Source organism: Virgibacillus flavescens, from assembly GCF_050574275.1.
Lineage (GTDB): Bacteria > Bacillota > Bacilli > Bacillales > Amphibacillaceae > Virgibacillus_F > Virgibacillus_F flavescens.
This window is the reverse complement of record NZ_CP192260.1, coordinates 18,985-37,738: the sequence shown is the minus strand read 5'-3', so window position 1 is coordinate 37,738 and position 18,754 is coordinate 18,985. Positions and strand designations below refer to the sequence as shown.

Below are 18,754 nucleotides of genomic sequence, written 5' to 3'. Positions count from 1 at the left end.
AATGTGACACATGAATAGAAAACCAATAATGAAGGCAGTCATCCCAACAATTATTAGTCTGTTGCTAATTTTCCCCACCACCATTTACGGTAAAGAAAAAATGTCTGCGGATAAGGATTTTGCTGTGCCGAATCACGTGCTGACTATTTCCAAAGAAAATACCTACAGTAATTCATCAGAGGATCAGGAAATAGTGGAACCCAGTAAAGCGACTAAAGAGCTTATCGAAAAGCTGGATATTTCCGTGGATAACCCTGATTTGATTAAAATGCTTAATGAATCAAGTGTAAAACCTACGCCGTTTTCCATCGGATATCGAGGTATGATTTATTTGGGCAGGTGGGCAATTAATTATAAATCGACGGATACTACGGTAAATTGGGAATATCAAAAAGTGAATACAAATGAAATAAATAACGTCGGGGGAACTGTTCCGCAAAAGATGCATTATGTACAAAAAGAACAAAGAAAAATAACTGGTGCACTTGTTAATAAAATTGCTAGTCCTGATGATGTGAAAAAAATGATACTAGTAGATGCAATCAAGGAAACGAATTTACCTCTTTCTTATGAAACGGTTATTGGTATAGATACAGAGAAAGAAAACGAGTATACAATTCCTGTGAACAAATTCGGTCGACTAACTTCTTATGTCCCAGCGGTTATAGATAAAGGGCAGGTTACGTTTGGTGATGTTTATATTCAGCTTAAGGGGAGTAAAAAAGCCATACAAATTAAGAATGTTACAAAACAGGGGATTGGTGCCTGGATTCCAATACAGGATCATTTAGGCTTCTCCTTTACAATCCAGTAACGTAAAAAGTCCTTTATATAAGGGCTTTTTTTAAGTTATGAGAGAACGCCTTGATTTTTTCGCTTTAATGCTTTATCATGATGAAGTGTTAAGAAGTTATGAAAGTGAGGTATCGCATTATGGAATGGGTAGTAGTAGTTTCTGTTTTAGTTATGACCGTGTTAAGTTTACTTCGTGTAAATGTTATTATAGCAATTATTTTAGCTTCCATTACTGCCGGTCTGATGGCCGGACTATCACTAGTCGATTCGATAGAAATGCTTGTCGGGGGAATGGGTGGACAAGCAGAAACTGCACTAAGCTACATCCTATTAGGTGCTTTTGCAGTTGCAATCAGTTATACAGGAATCACCACTATTTTAGTCAATTACTTAATAAAAAAGTTAACAGGTAAAAAGACAATGATGCTCCTAGCTATCGCTGGAGTAGCTTGTTTATCGCAAAACCTGATACCGGTTCATATTGCATTTATTCCTATACTAATCCCGCCTTTACTAAAATTATTTGATGACATGAATCTGGATCGTCGAGGTGTAGCATCAGCTTTAACTTTCGGATTAGTTACGCCTTATATTATGATTCCTGCAGGTTTTGGTTTGATATTCCAAGGCATTATCAGAGACAGTATGGCAGCAAACGGATTAGAAATTTCACTTAACCAAGTAACAATTTCCATGTTAATACCTGGTTTAGGTATGATTTTCGGACTTCTTTATGCGGTCTTTATCACCTATCGTAAAAAAAGTTCGAAACAGTCAAATACGGAACTGGATAAAGAAGAAGTCGATATGGAAACCGATTATATTGCAAACGAGGTTAAATTTAATATAAAGCATTTATTTACACTTATTTCAATCGTGGCAGCACTGACGTTACAGCTCATTACAGGTAACCTTATTGTCGGAGCCCTAACAGGTTTAATCCTAATGTTTTTATTTATTGTAGTTCCTTTCCACAGGGGGGACAAAGTAATGACAGACGGTATTGCCATGATGGGTACAATATCATTCGTAATGCTGGTAGCATCTGGATATGGAGCAATATTAAAAGAAACTGGTGCGGTCGATGCCCTGGTTGAAGTGTCTTCCGGTATCTTTGGTGAAAATAACAAAGCACTTATTGCTTTTGTATTATTACTTGTAGGTTTAGTTGTTACGATGGGAATTGGTTCTTCTTTTGGAACCATTCCAATTATTGCAGCGCTCTACGTACCAATTTGTGTGTCGGTAGGTTTTTCACCAATCGCTACCGCAACGTTAATAGGAACTGCTGGAGCTTTAGGAGATGCTGGATCACCTGCATCTGACAGTACGCTGGGTCCTACATCTGGATTAAATGCTGATGGGAAGCACCACCACATCTGGGATACATGTGTTCCAACGTTTATGCACTACAATATTCCGTTGTTCATTTTCGGTTGGATCGGCGCAATGGTATTTTAATTAATGAATAAAACAGCATATATAAGGAAAAGGTAAGAAAAAAATAGGTGGGTAATGATGAAAAAATTAAACATTATTATTGGAACTCTCACACTAACCTTTCTTACCTTTTTCTATATTCTTCCTGCTGAAGAGATTGCGGCAAAGGGTTATGGATGGGGCTACAAAAAAAGTACCAATCATGAAATACCTGAGATAGGGAAATACAAGGAAATGTTAGATCAATATGGTGCATACTATGCTGATGATTCAGGGGAAAAGGTTATTTATCTCACTTTTGATAATGGGTATGAGCAGGGTTATACACCAAAAGTGTTAGACGCTCTAAAAAATGAAAATGTACCAGCAACTTTTTTTGTTACTGGACACTATGTAGAGAGCAAACCGGAACTTATTAAACGAATGGTAAAAGAAGGACATATTATTGGAAACCATTCGTATCATCATCCGGACTTCTCGATTGTATCGAAAGCTACTATGAAAAAAGAATTAGAAACGCTCGAGGATGCAGTAGCGGAAATAACCGATCAGGATCAAATGAAGTATTTGCGGCCGCCGCGCGGTATATTTAGTGAAAAAACGCTTGACTGGGCTCATGAACTGGGTTATATCCATATCTTTTGGTCAGTAGCGTTTTCAGATTGGAATACAGATAAACAAAAAGGTGAAAGTTTTGCTTACGATCAAGTGATGAAGCAGGTTCATCCTGGAGCAATAATCTTGCTTCATACTGTTTCATCAGATAACGCCGAAGCTTTGCCACGAATTATTAAGGATCTTAAGAAACAGGGATATTCATTTAAAAGCCTGGATGATTTGTTACTAAAAGATATGCTTCCTGAATTTGTATACTAAACACTCAGAACTCTGGCTGCTGCAGCTGGAGTTTTTTTTCTTGCAGGGCTCGACAATTAGCAAATTTTCTAACGTGTATTAATTTGAAATTTTCTTAACTTTTGCTATACTGAGTATAAATTCTTGCATTGGAGTTGAAATTTATGAACAGAGAAGACTTACTTGCACCTGCAGACTATAACATCGTAATGGAAATGGAGCGCTATGCTGTTGATTCCACCAGAACAGCTTTGATTTGGCAAGATGAAGCAGGGAACACTAAAGAAATTACGTACAGCAAATTGATGAAAAATGTTAATAGAATTGGCAACGCTTTCCTTAATGCGGGATTAAAACAGGGAGACAAAATATTGGTGATGATTCCTAGGTTAATTGAGGCATATGAAGTGTATCTTGCAGCGTTGAAGACTGGAATTATCATTATTCCTAGTTCTGAAATGTTGAAGGCCAAGGACTTGCAATATAGAATCGCTCATGGCGAAGTTGCTGGAGTTGTTAGCTACTATCCATTTGTAGATCAGTATAAACAAGTAAACGAATACAACGATTTAACACGTTTTGTAGTAGGTGAGCCTGCTGATGGATGGTTACACTTAGAGTCACTTATGAAAGAGTCATCTGATGATTTGGAGGTTGCCCAGACTAAAAGCGATGACATAGCATTTCTGCCCTATACATCTGGAACGACAGGAAATCCAAAAGGAGTGGTCCATACACATGGATGGGGATTTGCTCATCTGAAAACCGCATCAGAAAACTGGTTATGTATTAATGATGGTGATAAAGTGTGGGCTACAGCCGGTCCTGGTTGGCAAAAATGGATATGGAGCCCGTTTTTATCTGTGCTGGGATCTGGAGCAACAGGATTTGTTTATGATGGTAAATTTGATCCGAAAACGTATTTACAGTTATTAAGTGACCATGACATAAATGTATTGTGCTGTACACCTACTGAATATCGCTTAATGGCAAAGGTAGATAATTTAGAGGATTATCAATTGCCCGCTTTACACAGTGCAGTGTCTGCAGGCGAACCACTTAATCGTGAAGTCATAGATACATTTAATAAATATTTTGATGTAACGGTTCGAGATGGTTATGGCCAAACAGAAAATACACTATTGCTTGGCGTCATGAAAGATATGGAAGTTAAGCCCGGATCAATGGGAAAACCAACACCCGGTAATGAAGTAGACATTATTGACGAAAATGGAGAGCCTGTAGCGGTAAATGAAATTGGTGATATTGCTGTAAAACTGGATTGCCCAGCATTATTTAAAGAGTATTATAAGGATAGTGAAAGAACTAAAATATCACAACGCGGAAATTACTATGTAACAGGCGACCAGGCAACCAAAGATGAAGATGGGTATTTCTGGTTTGAAGGCCGCAGTGATGATATTATCATTAGCTCCGGTTATACAATTGGACCATTTGAAGTTGAAGATGCACTGGTTAAACATCCATATGTTCAGGAATGCGCTGTAGTGGCAAGCCCTGATGAAATACGAGGTAATATTGTAAAAGCATTTATTGTACTGCAAGAGAATGTAGATCAACGTAATCCAGATTTAATTAAACAGTTGCAGGATCATGTTAAAGAATTGACAGCACCATATAAATATCCTAGAAAGATTGAATTCATCGATGAACTGCCGAAAACTACATCAGGAAAAATACGTCGAATTGAGTTGCGTACAAAAGAAAAACAAACCATGTAGACATTTAAGCACCTGGAACTCCAGGTGCTTTTTTCATTTTCAGGGATTACATTTTTTATTATGGATAAAATAGGGAGGTAAGCCAAACTCAACTTTGTTAAATAGGAGGTTTATCTATGTCAGAGCAAAATAAGAATCGCAACAAAGATAAAGGTAAACAGAACAATCGAAATAAGCATAATATACAAGGCGAAAATTCAGAATCTGTTACCGAGAGTGAGTTTCTTAATTTAGACAACAAGCAAAATAAGAGAAGTCAAAGAAAATAACGATCGAAAAGGGGATGTTCTGATGCGCACTTCAGACAGCTCCCTTTTTTTGTTTGGAGAATAAAAACTGTAAAATAGTTAAACAAAAAACTTGAAAGTCAAAATTGGTCAGAGTATAATAAAATCAAAGGTCAAACTTAGTCAAAGTTAATTGATCTTTTGGAAAGAACGTATAAAATTAATTCGAAACTTTGACTTTAACCAATTTAGAATGGTTGGAAGTCGCGTTAACTAATATAGATTATGAGGAGGAAACGCAAATGAATTGTCAACAATGTGGAGTTCGTCCAGCTGATATTAATGTAACTATGAAACTCAATGAGGAAAGAATACATTTACATGTGTGTAATGAGTGTTTCCAGGAAATTCAAGGGAAATTAATAAATTCAAATGGGTCCTTTTCTGGACAAAGTTCAAATCAGGATCAAGAAAATTCATTCCAGGAAAAATTCGGCAATGGAAGCGGATCCTCTAAAGTAGGAATGAAATCAGGTCAAAAGCAAGGAAATGGACTATTGGATAATATCGGTAAGAATTTATCTCACTCTGCTCGAGCAGGTCTAATAGATCCGGTTATTGGGCGTCATAACGAAGTGAAACGAGTAATTGAAACACTGAATAGACGTAATAAAAATAACCCTGTACTAATTGGTGAACCTGGTGTAGGTAAAACAGCAATCGCTGAAGGATTAGCATTAAACATTGTAGAAGGTAATGTACCAGCTAAACTTATGAATAAAGAAATCTATTTACTCGATGTTGCATCCCTAGTTGCAAACACCAGTATGCGAGGTCAATTTGAAGAGCGTATGAAGCAACTTGTTCAAGAACTTCAAACAAGAAAAAACGTTATACTGTTTGTCGATGAAATTCATCTGCTGGTTGGCGCAGGTACAGCTGAAAGTTCGCAGATGGATGCTGGTAACATTTTAAAACCGGCATTAGCGAGAGGTGAACTGCAATTAATTGGTGCAACTACGTTGAAAGAGTATCGAAAGATTGAGAAAGATGCTGCTCTTGAGCGTCGTTTTCAGCCTATTATTGTGAAAGAACCATCTGCTGAAGAAGCAATTCAAATACTAAATGGTATTAAAGATCGATATGAAAAATTTCATGAGGTCACTTACTCTGAAGATGCTGTTCGTTCATTTGTAACGCTTTCACAGCGTTATATACAAGATCGCTTTTTACCTGATAAAGCAATCGATTTGATGGACGAAGTCGGATCTCGTCTGAATCTGGCAAACACAGAGAAGGATTCTGATTCACTTCAGCAAAGGTTAGATGAAATTGTGCGTGAAAAAGAAAATGCTGCTGATGAAGAAAATTATGAACTGGCAGCTAATTTGAGATACCAGGAAATTCAAATACAAAAGCAATTAAAAAAAGCAAAAAATGAGGCACAAGTAAGCGATGTATCCATCGAGGATATTTTGTTAATTGTGGAAGAAAAGACAGGGATTCCTGTTACCAAGCTACAGAAAGACGAGCAGGAAAAAATGAAGAATATCGCCGAAAATCTGAGCGAGAGTGTTATTGGTCAAAAGCAGGCAGTTGATAAAGTTGCTAAGGCAATTCGCAGAAGCCGTGCGGGGTTGAAATCAAAACACCGTCCAATTGGATCTTTCTTATTTGTTGGACCAACCGGAGTAGGTAAAACAGAATTAACACGAGCATTGGCAAACGAATTGTTTGGATCACGTGATTCATTAATTCGTCTGGATATGAGTGAATACATGGAAAAACATGCTGTCTCTAAAATTATCGGTTCACCTCCAGGGTATGTAGGCCATGAAGAAGCAGGACAATTAACAGAAAAGGTACGTCGTAATCCTTATTCTATTCTCCTGTTGGATGAAATAGAAAAAGCGCATCCAGATGTACAAAATATGTTCCTGCAAATCATGGAGGATGGTCACCTGACTGATTCGCATGGACGTACCGTTAGCTTTAAAGAAACCGTCATTATTATGACAAGTAATGCTGGAACTGGCGATAAACAGGTTCATGTTGGCTTCACAGAAGCAGAACATGACGCAGTATCAACTCTTGAGAATCTGAGTGCATACTTCAAGCCAGAGTTCCTAAACCGTTTTGATTCCATCATTTCATTTAATGAATTGACAGAAGAAAACTTATTAGAAATTGTAGAGTTAATGCTGGGTGACTTACAGCAAACGTTAGAAGATAATAAACTGAAAGTAACGATCACAGAAGATGCAAAGCGTGAATTAGTCAGACTTGGATATGATAAACGATTTGGAGCACGTCCACTTCGTCGGGTAATTCAAGACAAAATTGAGGATCAATTAACTGATTTAATCCTGGAAGAAAGTTCAGTGGAAAATGTAAAAGTGGATTTAGTTGAAAATGAAATAGTAGTTAATAAAGGCTAAACGATACGTAAAGCTGTTGGTTCTCATACCAGCAGCTTTTTTTGTTTGTAAAATATGAATAGCCCAGTCTAGATGCAGATATTAACTAGTTGTTCTAATAAATTTTAAATGCTGCTCATAATTGAAAACAATTTGTGAAAACTATAATAGTAAAGTAACTCAACTTTCGCAGAAGTTTTTGATATATGTAATCAATTATAGTTCTTTAGCAATTGAAACATGTTACTTGACAAGGTTTTATCATTTCCGCTGATGGCAGTCGCGCACCTTAGGGCTGTTGATGAGCCTACTTGTGCCGTTGTAGGTGGCCACTGAAAAAGTTGTGTGTAGTACGAAATATGTGAATCTATTTTCGCATCTTCGAATATACTTCGCTTTCCGTGGGCACGGCTTCAGCTTCCTCGGATAAGCAAAAACCGCTTTCCTGCGGGATCTTCAGCTCGCGCTGTTCCCACAGGAGTCTTCGTATATTCGAAGATGCTTAGTTAAAAGTGAGAAATAAATTTTATAGATCTATCTCTTTTCCAGTGACCATGACTTTCCTCAAGCAGGAGTTAACTGCCAGCGACAAAAATTTCTAGACAAAAATGTGGACTTTACGAATATATAAAGTGCATTCTCGGTAGCTATTTCTTTTTCAGAATGCACTAGTAACGAGTAAGAACTAAGACATAAACAGCTTTACCAGTCCTGGTGAGTGGAGGGCGGTGACTCCTGCGGGAACAGCACGAGTCTGAAGGCCCCGCAGAGTGGGGTTCTCGAGGAGACTGAAGCCGTGCCCGCGGAAAGCATCCGCCCGCAGCGATCCTGGACGGCGGCTTTAGAACATTTCTTGGTAATAAATTTACGTCGCAGTATAGTGGAATTGTGTATCAACTACTACAATAGATTGTGGTCAAATTCGCCTGGGTAAGTAATTAAAAACGAAGGATGTTGTTCATGCGGAATATTAGATGGTATAGCGTTATATTAGTTTGTTTTATACTTGTTTTACTTCCTGGCAATACCATTCATGGGCAACAGCTGCCCAACATGGATGTGCATTTCATTGATGTTGGGCAAGGAGACAGTATTTTAATTGAGACACCTGCTGATAAAACCATATTAATTGACGGTGGTACGCCTGAATCAGGTAAAGACATAGTAAATTTCATCAAAAAGCAGCAGATTAATAAAATTGATTTACTTATCGTAACGCATCCAGACATTGACCACATTGGTGGTCTTTCTAAAGTTATGAAATCGTTTAAAATCGAAAAAATTATGGATTCAGGCAAACTTTACACAACAAAAACGTACCGCAAATATCTCGGACAAATTGCGAAGCAGGATATACCTGTCGAGATTGCTAAAAAAGACCAAATGATAAAGCTTGATCCATCATTGGAGATTCGTGTTTTAAATACGTATGAACCATTTCGAAGTAACAACGAATCTTCAATTGCGCTAAAAGTGACGTACAACAAAATGGATTTTCTCTTTATGAGTGATATTGAGAAAAAACAGGAGAAAGTATTAACAAAAATAGAAGATCTGCAAGCCGAAGTATTAAAGGTGGCCCATCACGGCAGTCGAACAAGTTCTTCCAAAGAATTTCTGGAAAAAGTGAAACCGCAAGTCGCCATCCTAACATACAGCAAGCAAAATGATTATGGTCATCCGGTAGACCGAGTAATTGAAAATCTTTACAAAGTGGATGCATCCATCTTTTCTACAGCAGTATTTGGAAATATTACAATATCTACTAATGGAAAAGAATATTACATTTGGACTGAAAAAGGTCCTGCAAGTGGATTGTACAAAGGATGAGCTCATGTCACCAGACGTGAGCTTTTTTATTTTTACAAATTTTATTGACTTTAGAAACAACTAGTTATATAGTTAGTTACATAAGTAACTAACCAATTAACTGAGGAGTTGAAGATGAAAAATTCACTCGATGAAAATAAACCAATATTTATGCAGGTTAAGGAACAACTGGAAGACTCCATTATTAATGAAAATATCAAATCGATGGAACGAGTCCCTTCAACGAATGAGTTTGCAAGCTTTTATCAAATTAATCCAGCAACTGCTGCGAAAGGGATTAATGAACTTGTAAATGAGAATATCTTATACAAACGAAGGGGTGTAGGGATGTTTGTGACAGAAAATGCAAGAGAAATTCTAATTCGAAAACGCCAGGAAACATTTTATGAAAATTTTATTTTACCTATTAAGGAGGAAGCAAAAAAGCTGCATATTGAAAAGAAAGAATTAGTTGAAATGATTAATAAGGAGGATGAAAATGGAAATTAACGTGAAAAATTTATCGAAAAAGTATAAAAGTAAGTATGCGCTCGACAATATTTCATTTTCTCTAACGGAGCCCAAAATATATGGATTGCTCGGTCGAAATGGGGCAGGGAAGACGACATTTATGGAAATTCTTGCAGGACATATTTTGGCTTCAAGTGGTGATATCAGAATTGATAATGAAAATCCGTTCGATAATCAGCGATTAACGGAATCCATTTGCTTAATTAAAGAAGATAACAATTTTAAAAAAGATTTATCGATTAAACATGTACTAAAAATTTACTCCATGTTTTATCCTACATGGGATCAGGCGCTTGCTGAGGAGTTGATTGATGTATATAGTCTTGATAAAAAATCAAAGGTGAAGACACTGTCAAAAGGGATGGGTTCTGCCCTAGGAATTATAGTAGGGCTTTCAAGCAAGGCTCCGATAACGATTTTTGATGAACCATATATCGGTTTAGATGCAGCTGCTAGACGCAGATTTTATGAAATATTACTGGAGGAATATGAAAAAGAAAAACGAATCATCATATTCTCGACCCATTTGATTGATGAAGTAAGTCTTCTCTTTGAAGAGGTATTGATTATGCAGGACGGTAACTTAGTCTTGAGAGAAGAGACTGATCTATTACGGACCAAGACATGCGCAATTACTGGAACAGTAGACGAGGTTGAAGCATTTTGTACCAATAAAACAATAATTAATAAGAAAAAGTTTGCGGGTATGATGACAGCATTTGCATACTGCGAAAAGGATGAAGTCCAAGCAGCAGGACTTAAAGCTGAAGGAATTCCAATTCAGGAATTAATGATTCATTTAACAGAGGGAAAAAGGGGGGCTTAAAGATGGATAGACAAATTAAAGGCTTACTTTATTTTTTTGTAGCAGACTCAAAAAGATCCTTCATGATTTTTTGGGCGATATTAGTGGCATCATTAGTGGGAACAATTGTAATTACTTATGTTTTGCTAGATGTTGGTGAAGTAAATATGAATTTTAGCCTGACGTTTGCAATGGCAATTTATTGTTCAATATTTGGTTTTATCACTGTGAAAGAATCTATACCATTTTCCATTAAAATGGGTGCTACAAGAAAAAACTACTTTATCAGTTTGGGAATATTTTTTATGGGGCTGGCATTTGTAAAAGCTTTACTAGCAAATATCATACAGGAAGTTGTTTTGCTTTTAACAAATCAATTATCTTTTGACACATTTGGATTTTTATATCTTGCTCTATTAGTTGACGATACGTGGATAAACAGAGTAATTATTGATTCGATAACGATGTTTTTCTTTCTAACCGTGATGTATGGAGTTGGGTTATTATTTTATAAATATGGTTTAGCAGGTGGAGGCATTTTTATTTCGGTCTTATTCGCTGGATTATTAATCGTGTTTACTGGTGGTTATTTAACCGATTTCGTTATAGAAATAGTGGAAAATTTGAGTTTAGTATTTTTCTATCAATTAGCTGGCATTACCATCTTCCTTTATGGAATCACCTGGTTATTAATACGTAATATAACTGTTGGTATAAAAAAGTAGGTGAAGAAGAAGGAGAAAGATAAGGCTTGTGCCTTATCTTTCTAGTTTAACAACTTGAAATCATCCACAAAGTTATACACAATCGAAGTTGCTTATTAACAATAATCTCAAGGGTTATACACATTATTAACAAGTTGTAAATAAGTTGTTCACATTTCGGTGTGTATAAAAGAGGCTTTTGTATTGCCTTTTTAATGCGATTATCCACAGCATGAACACAGTTATGTGGATAATAAATCAAATTTAAAAAAACAGCCGATTAGTTGTTAAGATCGGCTGTTTTTCTGGGTATTCTGTTGATAAATACTATCGGCACGTTTGAATTCTTTCTGATAAAGTACTTCTTGTGTTTTGCTTAAATTACCAAGTGTTCGATTTTCGCCTTTTGAATTGCCTTTCATCTGATCCCTCTTTTCTATTTATAGGGTGGCAAATTTTTAGGCAGAATATACATGGATTAGGAAACCTCTTCATCACCTTCTGCAAGTTCAGGTGAAAGAAACTGATTATAAGCCATATATTGTTCCTTTGAGATCACAAATAACTCATAGATATCATTTTCCTGGTTAATCGCTTGATACACATCAGGAAAAAGAGCATTACCTAGCGCGACATAAGGGATTTTTAAAATTGCTTTTAAGGATCGTACATTTGTTTTACGTATTTTCATGAAGATACCGGAAATATTCTGTTGAAAGAACAATTCTTCAAAAAACATATCTTTCGCCGTTTTATTATAGCCTTTGCCGAAATAGGGTTTACCAATCCATGTTGCTAAAAATCCGTGTTGCTGTTGTATATCATACAAATTAATAGTGCCAATCGGCTGATGAAATTCATCTAAAATAGTACGTGAAATTAATTCCCCTTTTTCTTCTGCTTCCATCACTTGTTTTGTAATGAAATAAAATTCATCACTAGTATCTGCTTTATGCCGTACAAATGGAAACACTTCAGGGTGTTTCAGTAAATCAAATAATGCAGGGACCTCATGTAAATCACGCTTTTTTAGCATAAAAATACCCTCCTCTATTTAAGGTGGGTATCTTGAAAAAGCCTGGCGTGCCCCACCCTCGAATTTTTAGTTAGCGATCAACAAAAATTCGGGGTGGGAATCGAACCCACTAGAACCAGTAAACACTGGTGGCGCACCATTTGCCTTCCCTTTATCATTTATTTATCATTGCTATTATATTACACGGATTTAATGAAAATGTGAATCATTTTTTTAATCTTTTTTCGCTTTTTTTTGCGGCTTTTTATGAAGGTTAATTGCCCGCAATGCTTCTTCCAGATTGGGGTAAGAGAATTGATAATTTTCCTCCTGTAATTTTCGTGGAAGTACATACTGTCCCTTTATTAAAAGTTGACTCATTTCTCCAATTGCCGTTTTTATAACAGGCGAAGGAGTGGTAAACCAATACGGTCTTTTTAATACTTTCGCTAAAGTTTTAGTGAATTCTTTATTACGTTTAGGGTTAGGAGCTGTAACATTTACTGGACCTTCAATATGTCCATTGTGCATACAGAAAATGATGGAGTTAACAACATCTTCCACATGAACCCACGACATCCATTGTTCTCCTGTACCAATCTTACCTCCAGCAAACATTTTAATCGGCATGGTCATATAAGGTAATGCCCCTTTTTCACCCATAATAATTCCGAAACGAGTACATACAGTACGAATCTTTAGTTCGTCAGCAGCTTGCATGGCTGTCTTCTCCCAAGCAACTGCAACGCTTGCAAGGAAGTCATCGCCATGATCAGTTGTGTTTTCTGTGAAGATAACATCTTCACTTGATCCATAAAATCCGACTGCAGAAGCACTAATAAACACGTCAGGCTTCTTTTCCATTTGCTGCATCATTCCAATAGCGTGCTGAGTTACTTCTGTTCGGCTTTTCATGATTTTTGTTTTCTTTTCAGTTGACCAATAGCCAAATAGTGTATCTCCAGCAAGATTGATCACTGTATGAATTGTCGGGAGGTCACGTACATAGTAATCAAACGGGATATATGTGACAAGTGCTGTATCCTCATGATTTTGCGGTGAGCGGGTCAATATGTAAACATGATGATCTTCTTTCGTTAAAGATTCAGTTAAACGAGATCCAACAAACCCTGTTCCACCTGTAATTAAGATATTCAATTCAAACACTCCAATCAATACGTATTATCATATTTACTATTATATTCCAAGTTGCGGCTCCAAGCGACTTTATACATCATTGACCAGTCGCCTTCGCTTTTATTATTATCCAGCTGCGGCTCCTAGAAGCTGCCGTCATAAGCAATTGACACTTCAACGCCAAAACCGGGCGATTTCGGTCTCTTGCTTATGCGTCCGCTTCTGACCAGTCGCCTTCGCTTTTATTATTATCCAGCTGTGGCTCCTAGAAGCTGCCGTCATAAGCAATTGACACTTCAACGCCAAAACCGGGCGATTTCGGTCTCTTGCTTATGCGTCCGCTTCTGACCAGTCGCCTTCGCTTTTATTATTATCCAGCTGCGGCTCCTAGAAGCTGCCGTCATAAGCAATTGACACTTCAACGCCAAAACCGGGCGATTTCGGTCTCTTGCTTATGCGTCCGCTTCTGACCAGTCGCCTTCGCTTTTATTATTATACGCAAGTTTTGGATTCTTACGTTGGTGATAGGTTAAAAATTTCATGTTATTATTAAAAAAAGGGGAGAATAATATATTGAAAAAAATTAGCCGTATCACCGTGCAGAAAAAACGTAAGAATCGTTATAATATCTTTTTGGATGATGGTCAAGGTGAAAACTATGGATTTAGTGTAGATGAAGCACTCTTAATAGAGTATAAACTTCAAAAAAATCTTGAACTCGATGATTCAACAATTGATACACTTATCCAAAAAGATGATCTACATAAATCATATACCCTTACTATTAACTTTTTAAGCTACCGAATGCGTACAAATAAAGAAATTCATGATTATTTAGTTAAGAAAGAAGTGGATGAGGAACATATTAAACAAATTATTGACCGGTTAACATCTGAAGGTTTACTGGATGACTCCATGTTTGCTGATTCTTTCGTTCGAACTCGAATAAGTACTTCTATTAAAGGTCCGATGCTGGTAAAAAGAGAACTGATGGAAAAAGGTGTTTCAGCTGCAACTGCTGATAAGGCAGTTGAACAATATACATTTGATATACAAATGGAGAAAATCCAAAAGTGGATGGATAAAAAAATGAATAAACAAGGTAAGGATTCCTTTAAGAAGCAAGTACAACAGCTTCAAGTTACTCTGATGCAAAAGGGTTTTCAGCATGATGTAATAAAAGAATCTATTACTGAACTTGGTGATGAAAAAGATGATGATGCTGAATGGGAAGCTATTACCCAACATGGAGAAAAGTTATTGAGAAAACACAGACAAAAGTTAACTGGACGTGCATTGCGAAATAAAGTGAAAGAAGGTCTATATCGCAAAGGATTTGCAATCGATATGATTAATCGTTTTCTCGAGGAAGAAATTGAGTAACTAACAACTTCACTTTCGCACATAAAAAATATAAATAATGCAAATAAACTATTTTACACTTGATTATTTCTAAAACATGCTACTAGTTACTTTTGTCGTAGTTGATGGATACTGCGAAATAACATACCACTTTGGGAATGCTGCGATATGACAGCAAAGAGATTTCCGCAGATGGCAGTCGCGCACCTTAGGGCGGCTGGTGAGCCTCCCGCAGGAGTCGACTGCCATCCGCTTCCAATCTCTAGATTAGAGTTTGATACCATGGATTTATAAGGTTCCGATCCACACTCGATAGCTATATCTCTTTCAGAATGCAATAGTTTACAAAGGAAACTAAGACATAAACAACTTTACCAGTCCAGGTGAATGGAGGGCGGTGACTCCTGCGGGAACAGCACGAGTCTGAAGGCCCCGCAGAGTGGTTTTCTCGAGGAGACTGAAGCCGTGCCCGCGGAAAGCATCCGCCCGCAGTGATCCTGGATGGCAGCAATGGAATTAAACCTAAAGTTTCGTCGCAGTCTAGAGATTGTGTCAACTACGAGTATACAAAAAAACCGGTGGATTTATGTATGTCCACCGATTTCAATAATGAAACTATTTATCAATTAATATTTCTGTGCGACCATCGTCTTCGCTGAAAATAAGATCTGCAACCGATTCTGGTTTCTTTAAATGAGACGAATCTTTTACATGGGATGAATCCTTCCAGAATGGCGTGTTCATTCCACCCATGTAAACCGCAGTGATGGAAATAGGTTCACTTTCCCATTCCTTTTGCAAGCTTTCTGTAAAACCTTTAAGGGCAAATTTACTTGCACAATAAATAGATTCATTTACTTTACCCCTCAGCCCTGCTGTTGAAATAATCGTTAAAATTCTTCCATTGTTTTTTCGAATCATTGGGAGTGCTGACTGGACAGTTAATATGGTGCCTTTAACATTTGTATTTAGTGTATTTTCTATATCCTCAACCGAATAACTTTCTACAGGTCCGAATATACCAATCCCCGCATTATTTATTAACACATCTAATTCACCGATTTGCTGAAAAGCAATACTTACAGAGGCAGGTTCACTTACATCACATAATACAATTGATGCATTGCCGCCTGCTCGCAGTATTTCTTCCTTTACGATATGAAGTTTTGTATCAGTTCTTCCCAGTAAGAAAACTTTATATCCATTTTTTGCATACTTTAACGCCAATGCCCGTCCTAGACCGCTCCCTGCTCCTGTTATAGCAATCGTTGACATAATAAAAAACCTCCAGATTGTATTCTTTTTCATATTCATTATGTTCATTGTCTTAAACTCTTGGTAAAATGTAAAATGAAAGCAAAGGAGGCAATTCATTTGGATTTCAGATATAGCGATTATTCTATTGAGCAATTGCGTGAAGAAGTTGGGCGACTGAAAGAAAAAGCGTTAAAAGCTGAACAGCTTGGTAACTTAAGTGAAGTGGCGATTAACGAACGTAAAATGCAGGTTGCATTAGCATATACGTTAAACCCGGAAGATTTTAAAGTGGATGACATACATCAAATGAAAGGTGACCCTGGTCACCGTTTTAAAATCAATCTCATTAATGGGGTTTTTGCATGGGGACATCGAATAAATTTACTGGATGAAACATATAAAAAGGAAGAAGCAGTCCCAATCTCCATTTTAGGTGATAAGGTAAATTAAAAAACAGCGAGCGACAAATTAAGTCGCCTCGCTGTTTTAAATTGGATTATCTCCAAATAATAATTTACTTTGTAATTTTTGTTCTGAAAAAATCCAGCCGGTGTATGAACTCATTATCCGCATATTATCGTCAATTTGTACTACTGCTACAAATGGATAATGATCTTTTGACCGATAACGAAGGTCAATGAATCTTACCTCGGTAAAGTCATCGTAATCATTTACCTCCCATCGATAAACAGGAGAGAACGATAGGAAAGCTGAAATGTTTTTATCTTTTTTTGCTAGCTGAATTAGTTTCGTATCAGGCAATGGAAGCTTGTTAAATTCATCTAGAATTTGAATATGCCCGTTTTCTACTTTTCCAACATAAAAATTCTTTGTGGTGGTAATCGCTACTCTCCAATTATTTTGCTTGAGTGTTGGTGATGTAGCAATTTGTTCGACGCTTGCAAAGTGATCGTTTATTTTTTTTATAATTTCCCTTTTATCCAGATAGCGTTTAATATAATATAATGTAATTACGGCATATATGACGAGCCATGTATATCCTGGGTTCGCACCAAGTAACCAGGCGAAAATACCTGCAACGTGCAAGATGAAAATATAGGGATCAAAGGTATTAATAAACCCATGGGCGACCCATCTATTGCTGAATGGCCTGTATGCCTGTGTCCCATATGCATTGAAGATATCCACAAATACATGAATAACCACTGCTAGGGCAGTCCATAAATAAAGGTGTAAAAAATTCACTTGTGGCATAAATAAATGAATTATTCCTGCCAACAATATTCCCCAAATAATAACTGCAGGAATAGAATGTGTGATACCTCGGTGGTGTCTAATATATACTGCATTATTACGCAATTTTAAAATCGTATCAAAATCAGGAGCGTGCGAACCGATTATCGTACCTACTAAAACAGCACTAAATAATGCAGGATCGTTATGCACAACAGGGTCTAGTGTTGCGATTCCACCTAAAGCCACGCCCATGACTATATGGGTACCAGTATCCATAAGTAAAGTTCCTCCTTAGAAGTGTAGCTGGCTCAATTTATTTTAACATAAAGGTTGTGTATTTATGAAAGATAATACGTCTGTGCGTATTGATGTGATACAATTTCAATCAGATTTAATCACTTGGTATCAATCAAATAAACGTGATCTTCCTTGGCGTAAGGAACAAGATCCATATAAAATCTGGGTATCTGAAATTATGCTGCAGCAAACGAAGGTTGATACCGTCATACCTTTTTTTAATAATTTCATCGAAAAGTTCCCAACAATGCAGGATTTAGCCAACGCGCATGAGCAGGAAGTCCTGAAATCGTGGGAAGGTCTAGGTTACTATTCCCGAGCTCGCAACTTACAAAACGCAATAAAAGAAGTTGTTGCTTCTTACAGTGGCGAAGTTCCTGCCGATTCCAAGCAGCTGGGTTCTTTAAAAGGTGTTGGTCCATATACGAAAGGTGCAATACTTTCCATTGCTTATGACCAGCCTGAGCCTGCAGTTGATGGAAATGTAATGCGAGTCTTATCCCGCATTTTAAAGGTTGAAGAAGATATTGCAAAACCACGTACAAAAAAACTTTTTGAAGGATATGTCCGTAAAATCATATCACATGAGGATCCATCTTCTTTTAATCAGGGTATGATGGAATTAGGTGCGATCGTGTGTACGCCTAAGAATCCGATGTGTATGCTTTGTCCTGTTCAGGAGCATTGTCAAGCTTTTGCTGAAGGAATCGAACAGCAATTGCCGATAAAAACAGCAGGAAAAAAACAAAAAAGCTTACCATATGTCGCATTACTTATCAGAAACAAAGATGGTAACTACTTGATAGAAAAAAGACCTGACAAAGGATTGCTCGCAAATTTATGGCAATTTCCGATGATTTCGATTAACGAAATTGACTTTGATCAAATTCCAGACTGGTTTGAAAAAAAGTATGGAATACATATTGAAATAAAACAAAAAACAGGTGAATTGAAACACGTTTTTTCCCATATAATCTGGGAAGTAATTGTACATGAAGCATTTACGGACAGCACACATTCTCGATTATTTGATGCACAATTTGTCAGCAGAGAGGAAATGGAAGCCTTTCCTTTTCCGGTCTCTCACCAAAAAATGATGCAGTACTTATATTAAGGAAGTAAGCTTGTATATGTTAGTATACGTAAATTTATTGACCATTATAC

General features: G+C 37.0%; 18 protein-coding genes. 13 read left to right on the top strand and 5 right to left on the bottom strand.

Annotated features, from left to right (window positions below):
* Positions 1–10: 10 nt before the first annotated feature.
* The 10 genes from VBD025_RS00175 (at position 11) to VBD025_RS00130 (ending at position 11,346) form a co-directional block, all read left to right on the top strand.
* Positions 11–814 (top strand): YfkD family protein, encoded by an 804-nt coding sequence (locus VBD025_RS00175; protein ID WP_430788149.1) that lies wholly within the window; start codon positions 11–13, stop codon positions 812–814.
* Positions 815–933: 119 nt separating this feature from the next.
* Positions 934–2,256, top strand: a complete 1,323-nt coding sequence (locus VBD025_RS00170) for a Na+/H+ antiporter family protein (RefSeq protein ID WP_430791194.1) — start codon at positions 934–936, stop codon at positions 2,254–2,256.
* Positions 2,257–2,313: 57 nt separating this feature from the next.
* A complete protein-coding gene (gene pdaA, locus VBD025_RS00165) occupies positions 2,314–3,111 on the top strand; it encodes a delta-lactam-biosynthetic de-N-acetylase (protein WP_430788147.1) in 798 nt (265 codons plus the stop codon).
* 143 nt (positions 3,112–3,254) lie between these two features.
* The gene (gene mbcS, locus VBD025_RS00160; protein ID WP_430788145.1) at positions 3,255–4,832 is read left to right on the top strand and encodes an acyl-CoA synthetase MbcS; all 1,578 of its coding nucleotides are present in this window, start codon (positions 3,255–3,257) and stop codon (positions 4,830–4,832) included.
* A 116-nt stretch (positions 4,833–4,948) separates the two neighbouring features.
* Positions 4,949–5,101, top strand: coding sequence for a hypothetical protein (locus VBD025_RS00155; RefSeq protein ID WP_430788143.1), 153 nt, complete (start codon positions 4,949–4,951; stop codon positions 5,099–5,101).
* A gap of 260 nt (positions 5,102–5,361) precedes the next feature.
* Complete coding sequence (locus VBD025_RS00150; RefSeq protein WP_430788141.1) at positions 5,362–7,497, top strand: AAA family ATPase; 2,136 nt, start codon at positions 5,362–5,364, stop codon at positions 7,495–7,497.
* Between the two features lie 939 nt (positions 7,498–8,436).
* Positions 8,437–9,306: a ComEC/Rec2 family competence protein gene (locus VBD025_RS00145; RefSeq protein ID WP_430788139.1), complete on the top strand. Its 870-nt coding sequence runs from the start codon at positions 8,437–8,439 to the stop codon at positions 9,304–9,306.
* A 114-nt stretch (positions 9,307–9,420) separates the two neighbouring features.
* On the top strand, positions 9,421–9,795 hold the full coding sequence (locus tag VBD025_RS00140) for a GntR family transcriptional regulator (RefSeq protein WP_430788137.1): 375 nt from the start codon (positions 9,421–9,423) through the stop codon (positions 9,793–9,795).
* Positions 9,785–10,642: an ABC transporter ATP-binding protein gene (locus VBD025_RS00135; protein ID WP_430788135.1), complete on the top strand. Its 858-nt coding sequence runs from the start codon at positions 9,785–9,787 to the stop codon at positions 10,640–10,642. The genes VBD025_RS00140 and VBD025_RS00135 overlap by 11 nt, the downstream gene beginning before the upstream one ends.
* Before the next feature lie 2 nt (positions 10,643–10,644).
* A complete protein-coding gene (locus VBD025_RS00130; protein WP_430788133.1) occupies positions 10,645–11,346 on the top strand; it encodes a hypothetical protein in 702 nt (233 codons plus the stop codon).
* A 266-nt stretch (positions 11,347–11,612) separates the two neighbouring features.
* Here the strand turns inward: VBD025_RS00130 and VBD025_RS00125 are convergent, their stop codons facing one another.
* The 3 genes from VBD025_RS00125 to VBD025_RS00115 form a co-directional block, all read right to left on the bottom strand.
* The gene (locus VBD025_RS00125) at positions 11,613–11,747 is read right to left on the bottom strand and encodes a YfhE family protein (protein WP_430788131.1); all 135 of its coding nucleotides are present in this window, start codon (positions 11,745–11,747) and stop codon (positions 11,613–11,615) included.
* Positions 11,748–11,803: 56 nt separating this feature from the next.
* Positions 11,804–12,361, bottom strand: coding sequence for a GNAT family N-acetyltransferase (locus VBD025_RS00120; RefSeq protein WP_430788129.1), 558 nt, complete (start codon positions 12,359–12,361; stop codon positions 11,804–11,806).
* Positions 12,362–12,574: 213 nt separating this feature from the next.
* A complete protein-coding gene (locus VBD025_RS00115; RefSeq protein ID WP_430788127.1) occupies positions 12,575–13,498 on the bottom strand; it encodes a TIGR01777 family oxidoreductase in 924 nt (307 codons plus the stop codon).
* A 552-nt stretch (positions 13,499–14,050) separates the two neighbouring features.
* Here VBD025_RS00115 and recX point away from each other — a divergent pair.
* Positions 14,051–14,860: a recombination regulator RecX gene (gene recX / locus VBD025_RS00110; RefSeq protein ID WP_430788125.1), complete on the top strand. Its 810-nt coding sequence runs from the start codon at positions 14,051–14,053 to the stop codon at positions 14,858–14,860.
* 594 nt (positions 14,861–15,454) lie between these two features.
* On the opposite strand, the gene VBD025_RS00105 is transcribed toward recX, so the two are convergent.
* Positions 15,455–16,114: an SDR family NAD(P)-dependent oxidoreductase gene (locus VBD025_RS00105; protein WP_430788123.1), complete on the bottom strand. Its 660-nt coding sequence runs from the start codon at positions 16,112–16,114 to the stop codon at positions 15,455–15,457.
* A gap of 99 nt (positions 16,115–16,213) precedes the next feature.
* On the opposite strand from VBD025_RS00105, the gene VBD025_RS00100 reads away from it, so the two are divergent.
* Positions 16,214–16,546 carry a YfhH family protein gene (locus tag VBD025_RS00100; protein ID WP_430788121.1) on the top strand — a complete coding sequence of 111 codons (333 nt, stop codon included), beginning with the start codon at positions 16,214–16,216 and terminating at the stop codon, positions 16,544–16,546.
* Positions 16,547–16,582: 36 nt separating this feature from the next.
* On the opposite strand, the gene VBD025_RS00095 is transcribed toward VBD025_RS00100, so the two are convergent.
* Positions 16,583–17,569 carry a metal-dependent hydrolase gene (locus VBD025_RS00095; protein WP_430788119.1) on the bottom strand — a complete coding sequence of 329 codons (987 nt, stop codon included), beginning with the start codon at positions 17,567–17,569 and terminating at the stop codon, positions 16,583–16,585.
* 64 nt (positions 17,570–17,633) lie between these two features.
* Here VBD025_RS00095 and mutY point away from each other — a divergent pair, with 64 nt between their 5' ends.
* Positions 17,634–18,704: an A/G-specific adenine glycosylase gene (gene mutY, locus VBD025_RS00090; protein WP_430788117.1), complete on the top strand. Its 1,071-nt coding sequence runs from the start codon at positions 17,634–17,636 to the stop codon at positions 18,702–18,704.
* Positions 18,705–18,754: the final 50 nt, after the last annotated feature.

Coding starts and splice junctions, on each gene's coding strand:
- VBD025_RS00125 (WP_430788131.1), bottom strand. CDS start 11,747: ATGAAAGGCAATTCAAAAGGCGAAAATCGAACACTTGGTAATTTAAGC.
- mutY (WP_430788117.1), top strand. CDS start 17,634: ATGAAAGATAATACGTCTGTGCGTATTGATGTGATACAATTTCAATCA.
- VBD025_RS00095 (WP_430788119.1), bottom strand. CDS start 17,569: ATGGATACTGGTACCCATATAGTCATGGGCGTGGCTTTAGGTGGAATC.
- VBD025_RS00105 (WP_430788123.1), bottom strand. CDS start 16,114: ATGTCAACGATTGCTATAACAGGAGCAGGGAGCGGTCTAGGACGGGCA.
- VBD025_RS00155 (WP_430788143.1), top strand. CDS start 4,949: ATGTCAGAGCAAAATAAGAATCGCAACAAAGATAAAGGTAAACAGAAC.
- VBD025_RS00130 (WP_430788133.1), top strand. CDS start 10,645: ATGGATAGACAAATTAAAGGCTTACTTTATTTTTTTGTAGCAGACTCA.
- VBD025_RS00120 (WP_430788129.1), bottom strand. CDS start 12,361: ATGCTAAAAAAGCGTGATTTACATGAGGTCCCTGCATTATTTGATTTA.
- VBD025_RS00135 (WP_430788135.1), top strand. CDS start 9,785: ATGGAAATTAACGTGAAAAATTTATCGAAAAAGTATAAAAGTAAGTAT.
- VBD025_RS00140 (WP_430788137.1), top strand. CDS start 9,421: ATGAAAAATTCACTCGATGAAAATAAACCAATATTTATGCAGGTTAAG.
- VBD025_RS00145 (WP_430788139.1), top strand. CDS start 8,437: ATGCGGAATATTAGATGGTATAGCGTTATATTAGTTTGTTTTATACTT.
- mbcS (WP_430788145.1), top strand. CDS start 3,255: ATGAACAGAGAAGACTTACTTGCACCTGCAGACTATAACATCGTAATG.
- pdaA (WP_430788147.1), top strand. CDS start 2,314: ATGAAAAAATTAAACATTATTATTGGAACTCTCACACTAACCTTTCTT.
- VBD025_RS00170 (WP_430791194.1), top strand. CDS start 934: ATGGAATGGGTAGTAGTAGTTTCTGTTTTAGTTATGACCGTGTTAAGT.
- VBD025_RS00175 (WP_430788149.1), top strand. CDS start 11: ATGAATAGAAAACCAATAATGAAGGCAGTCATCCCAACAATTATTAGT.
- VBD025_RS00150 (WP_430788141.1), top strand. CDS start 5,362: ATGAATTGTCAACAATGTGGAGTTCGTCCAGCTGATATTAATGTAACT.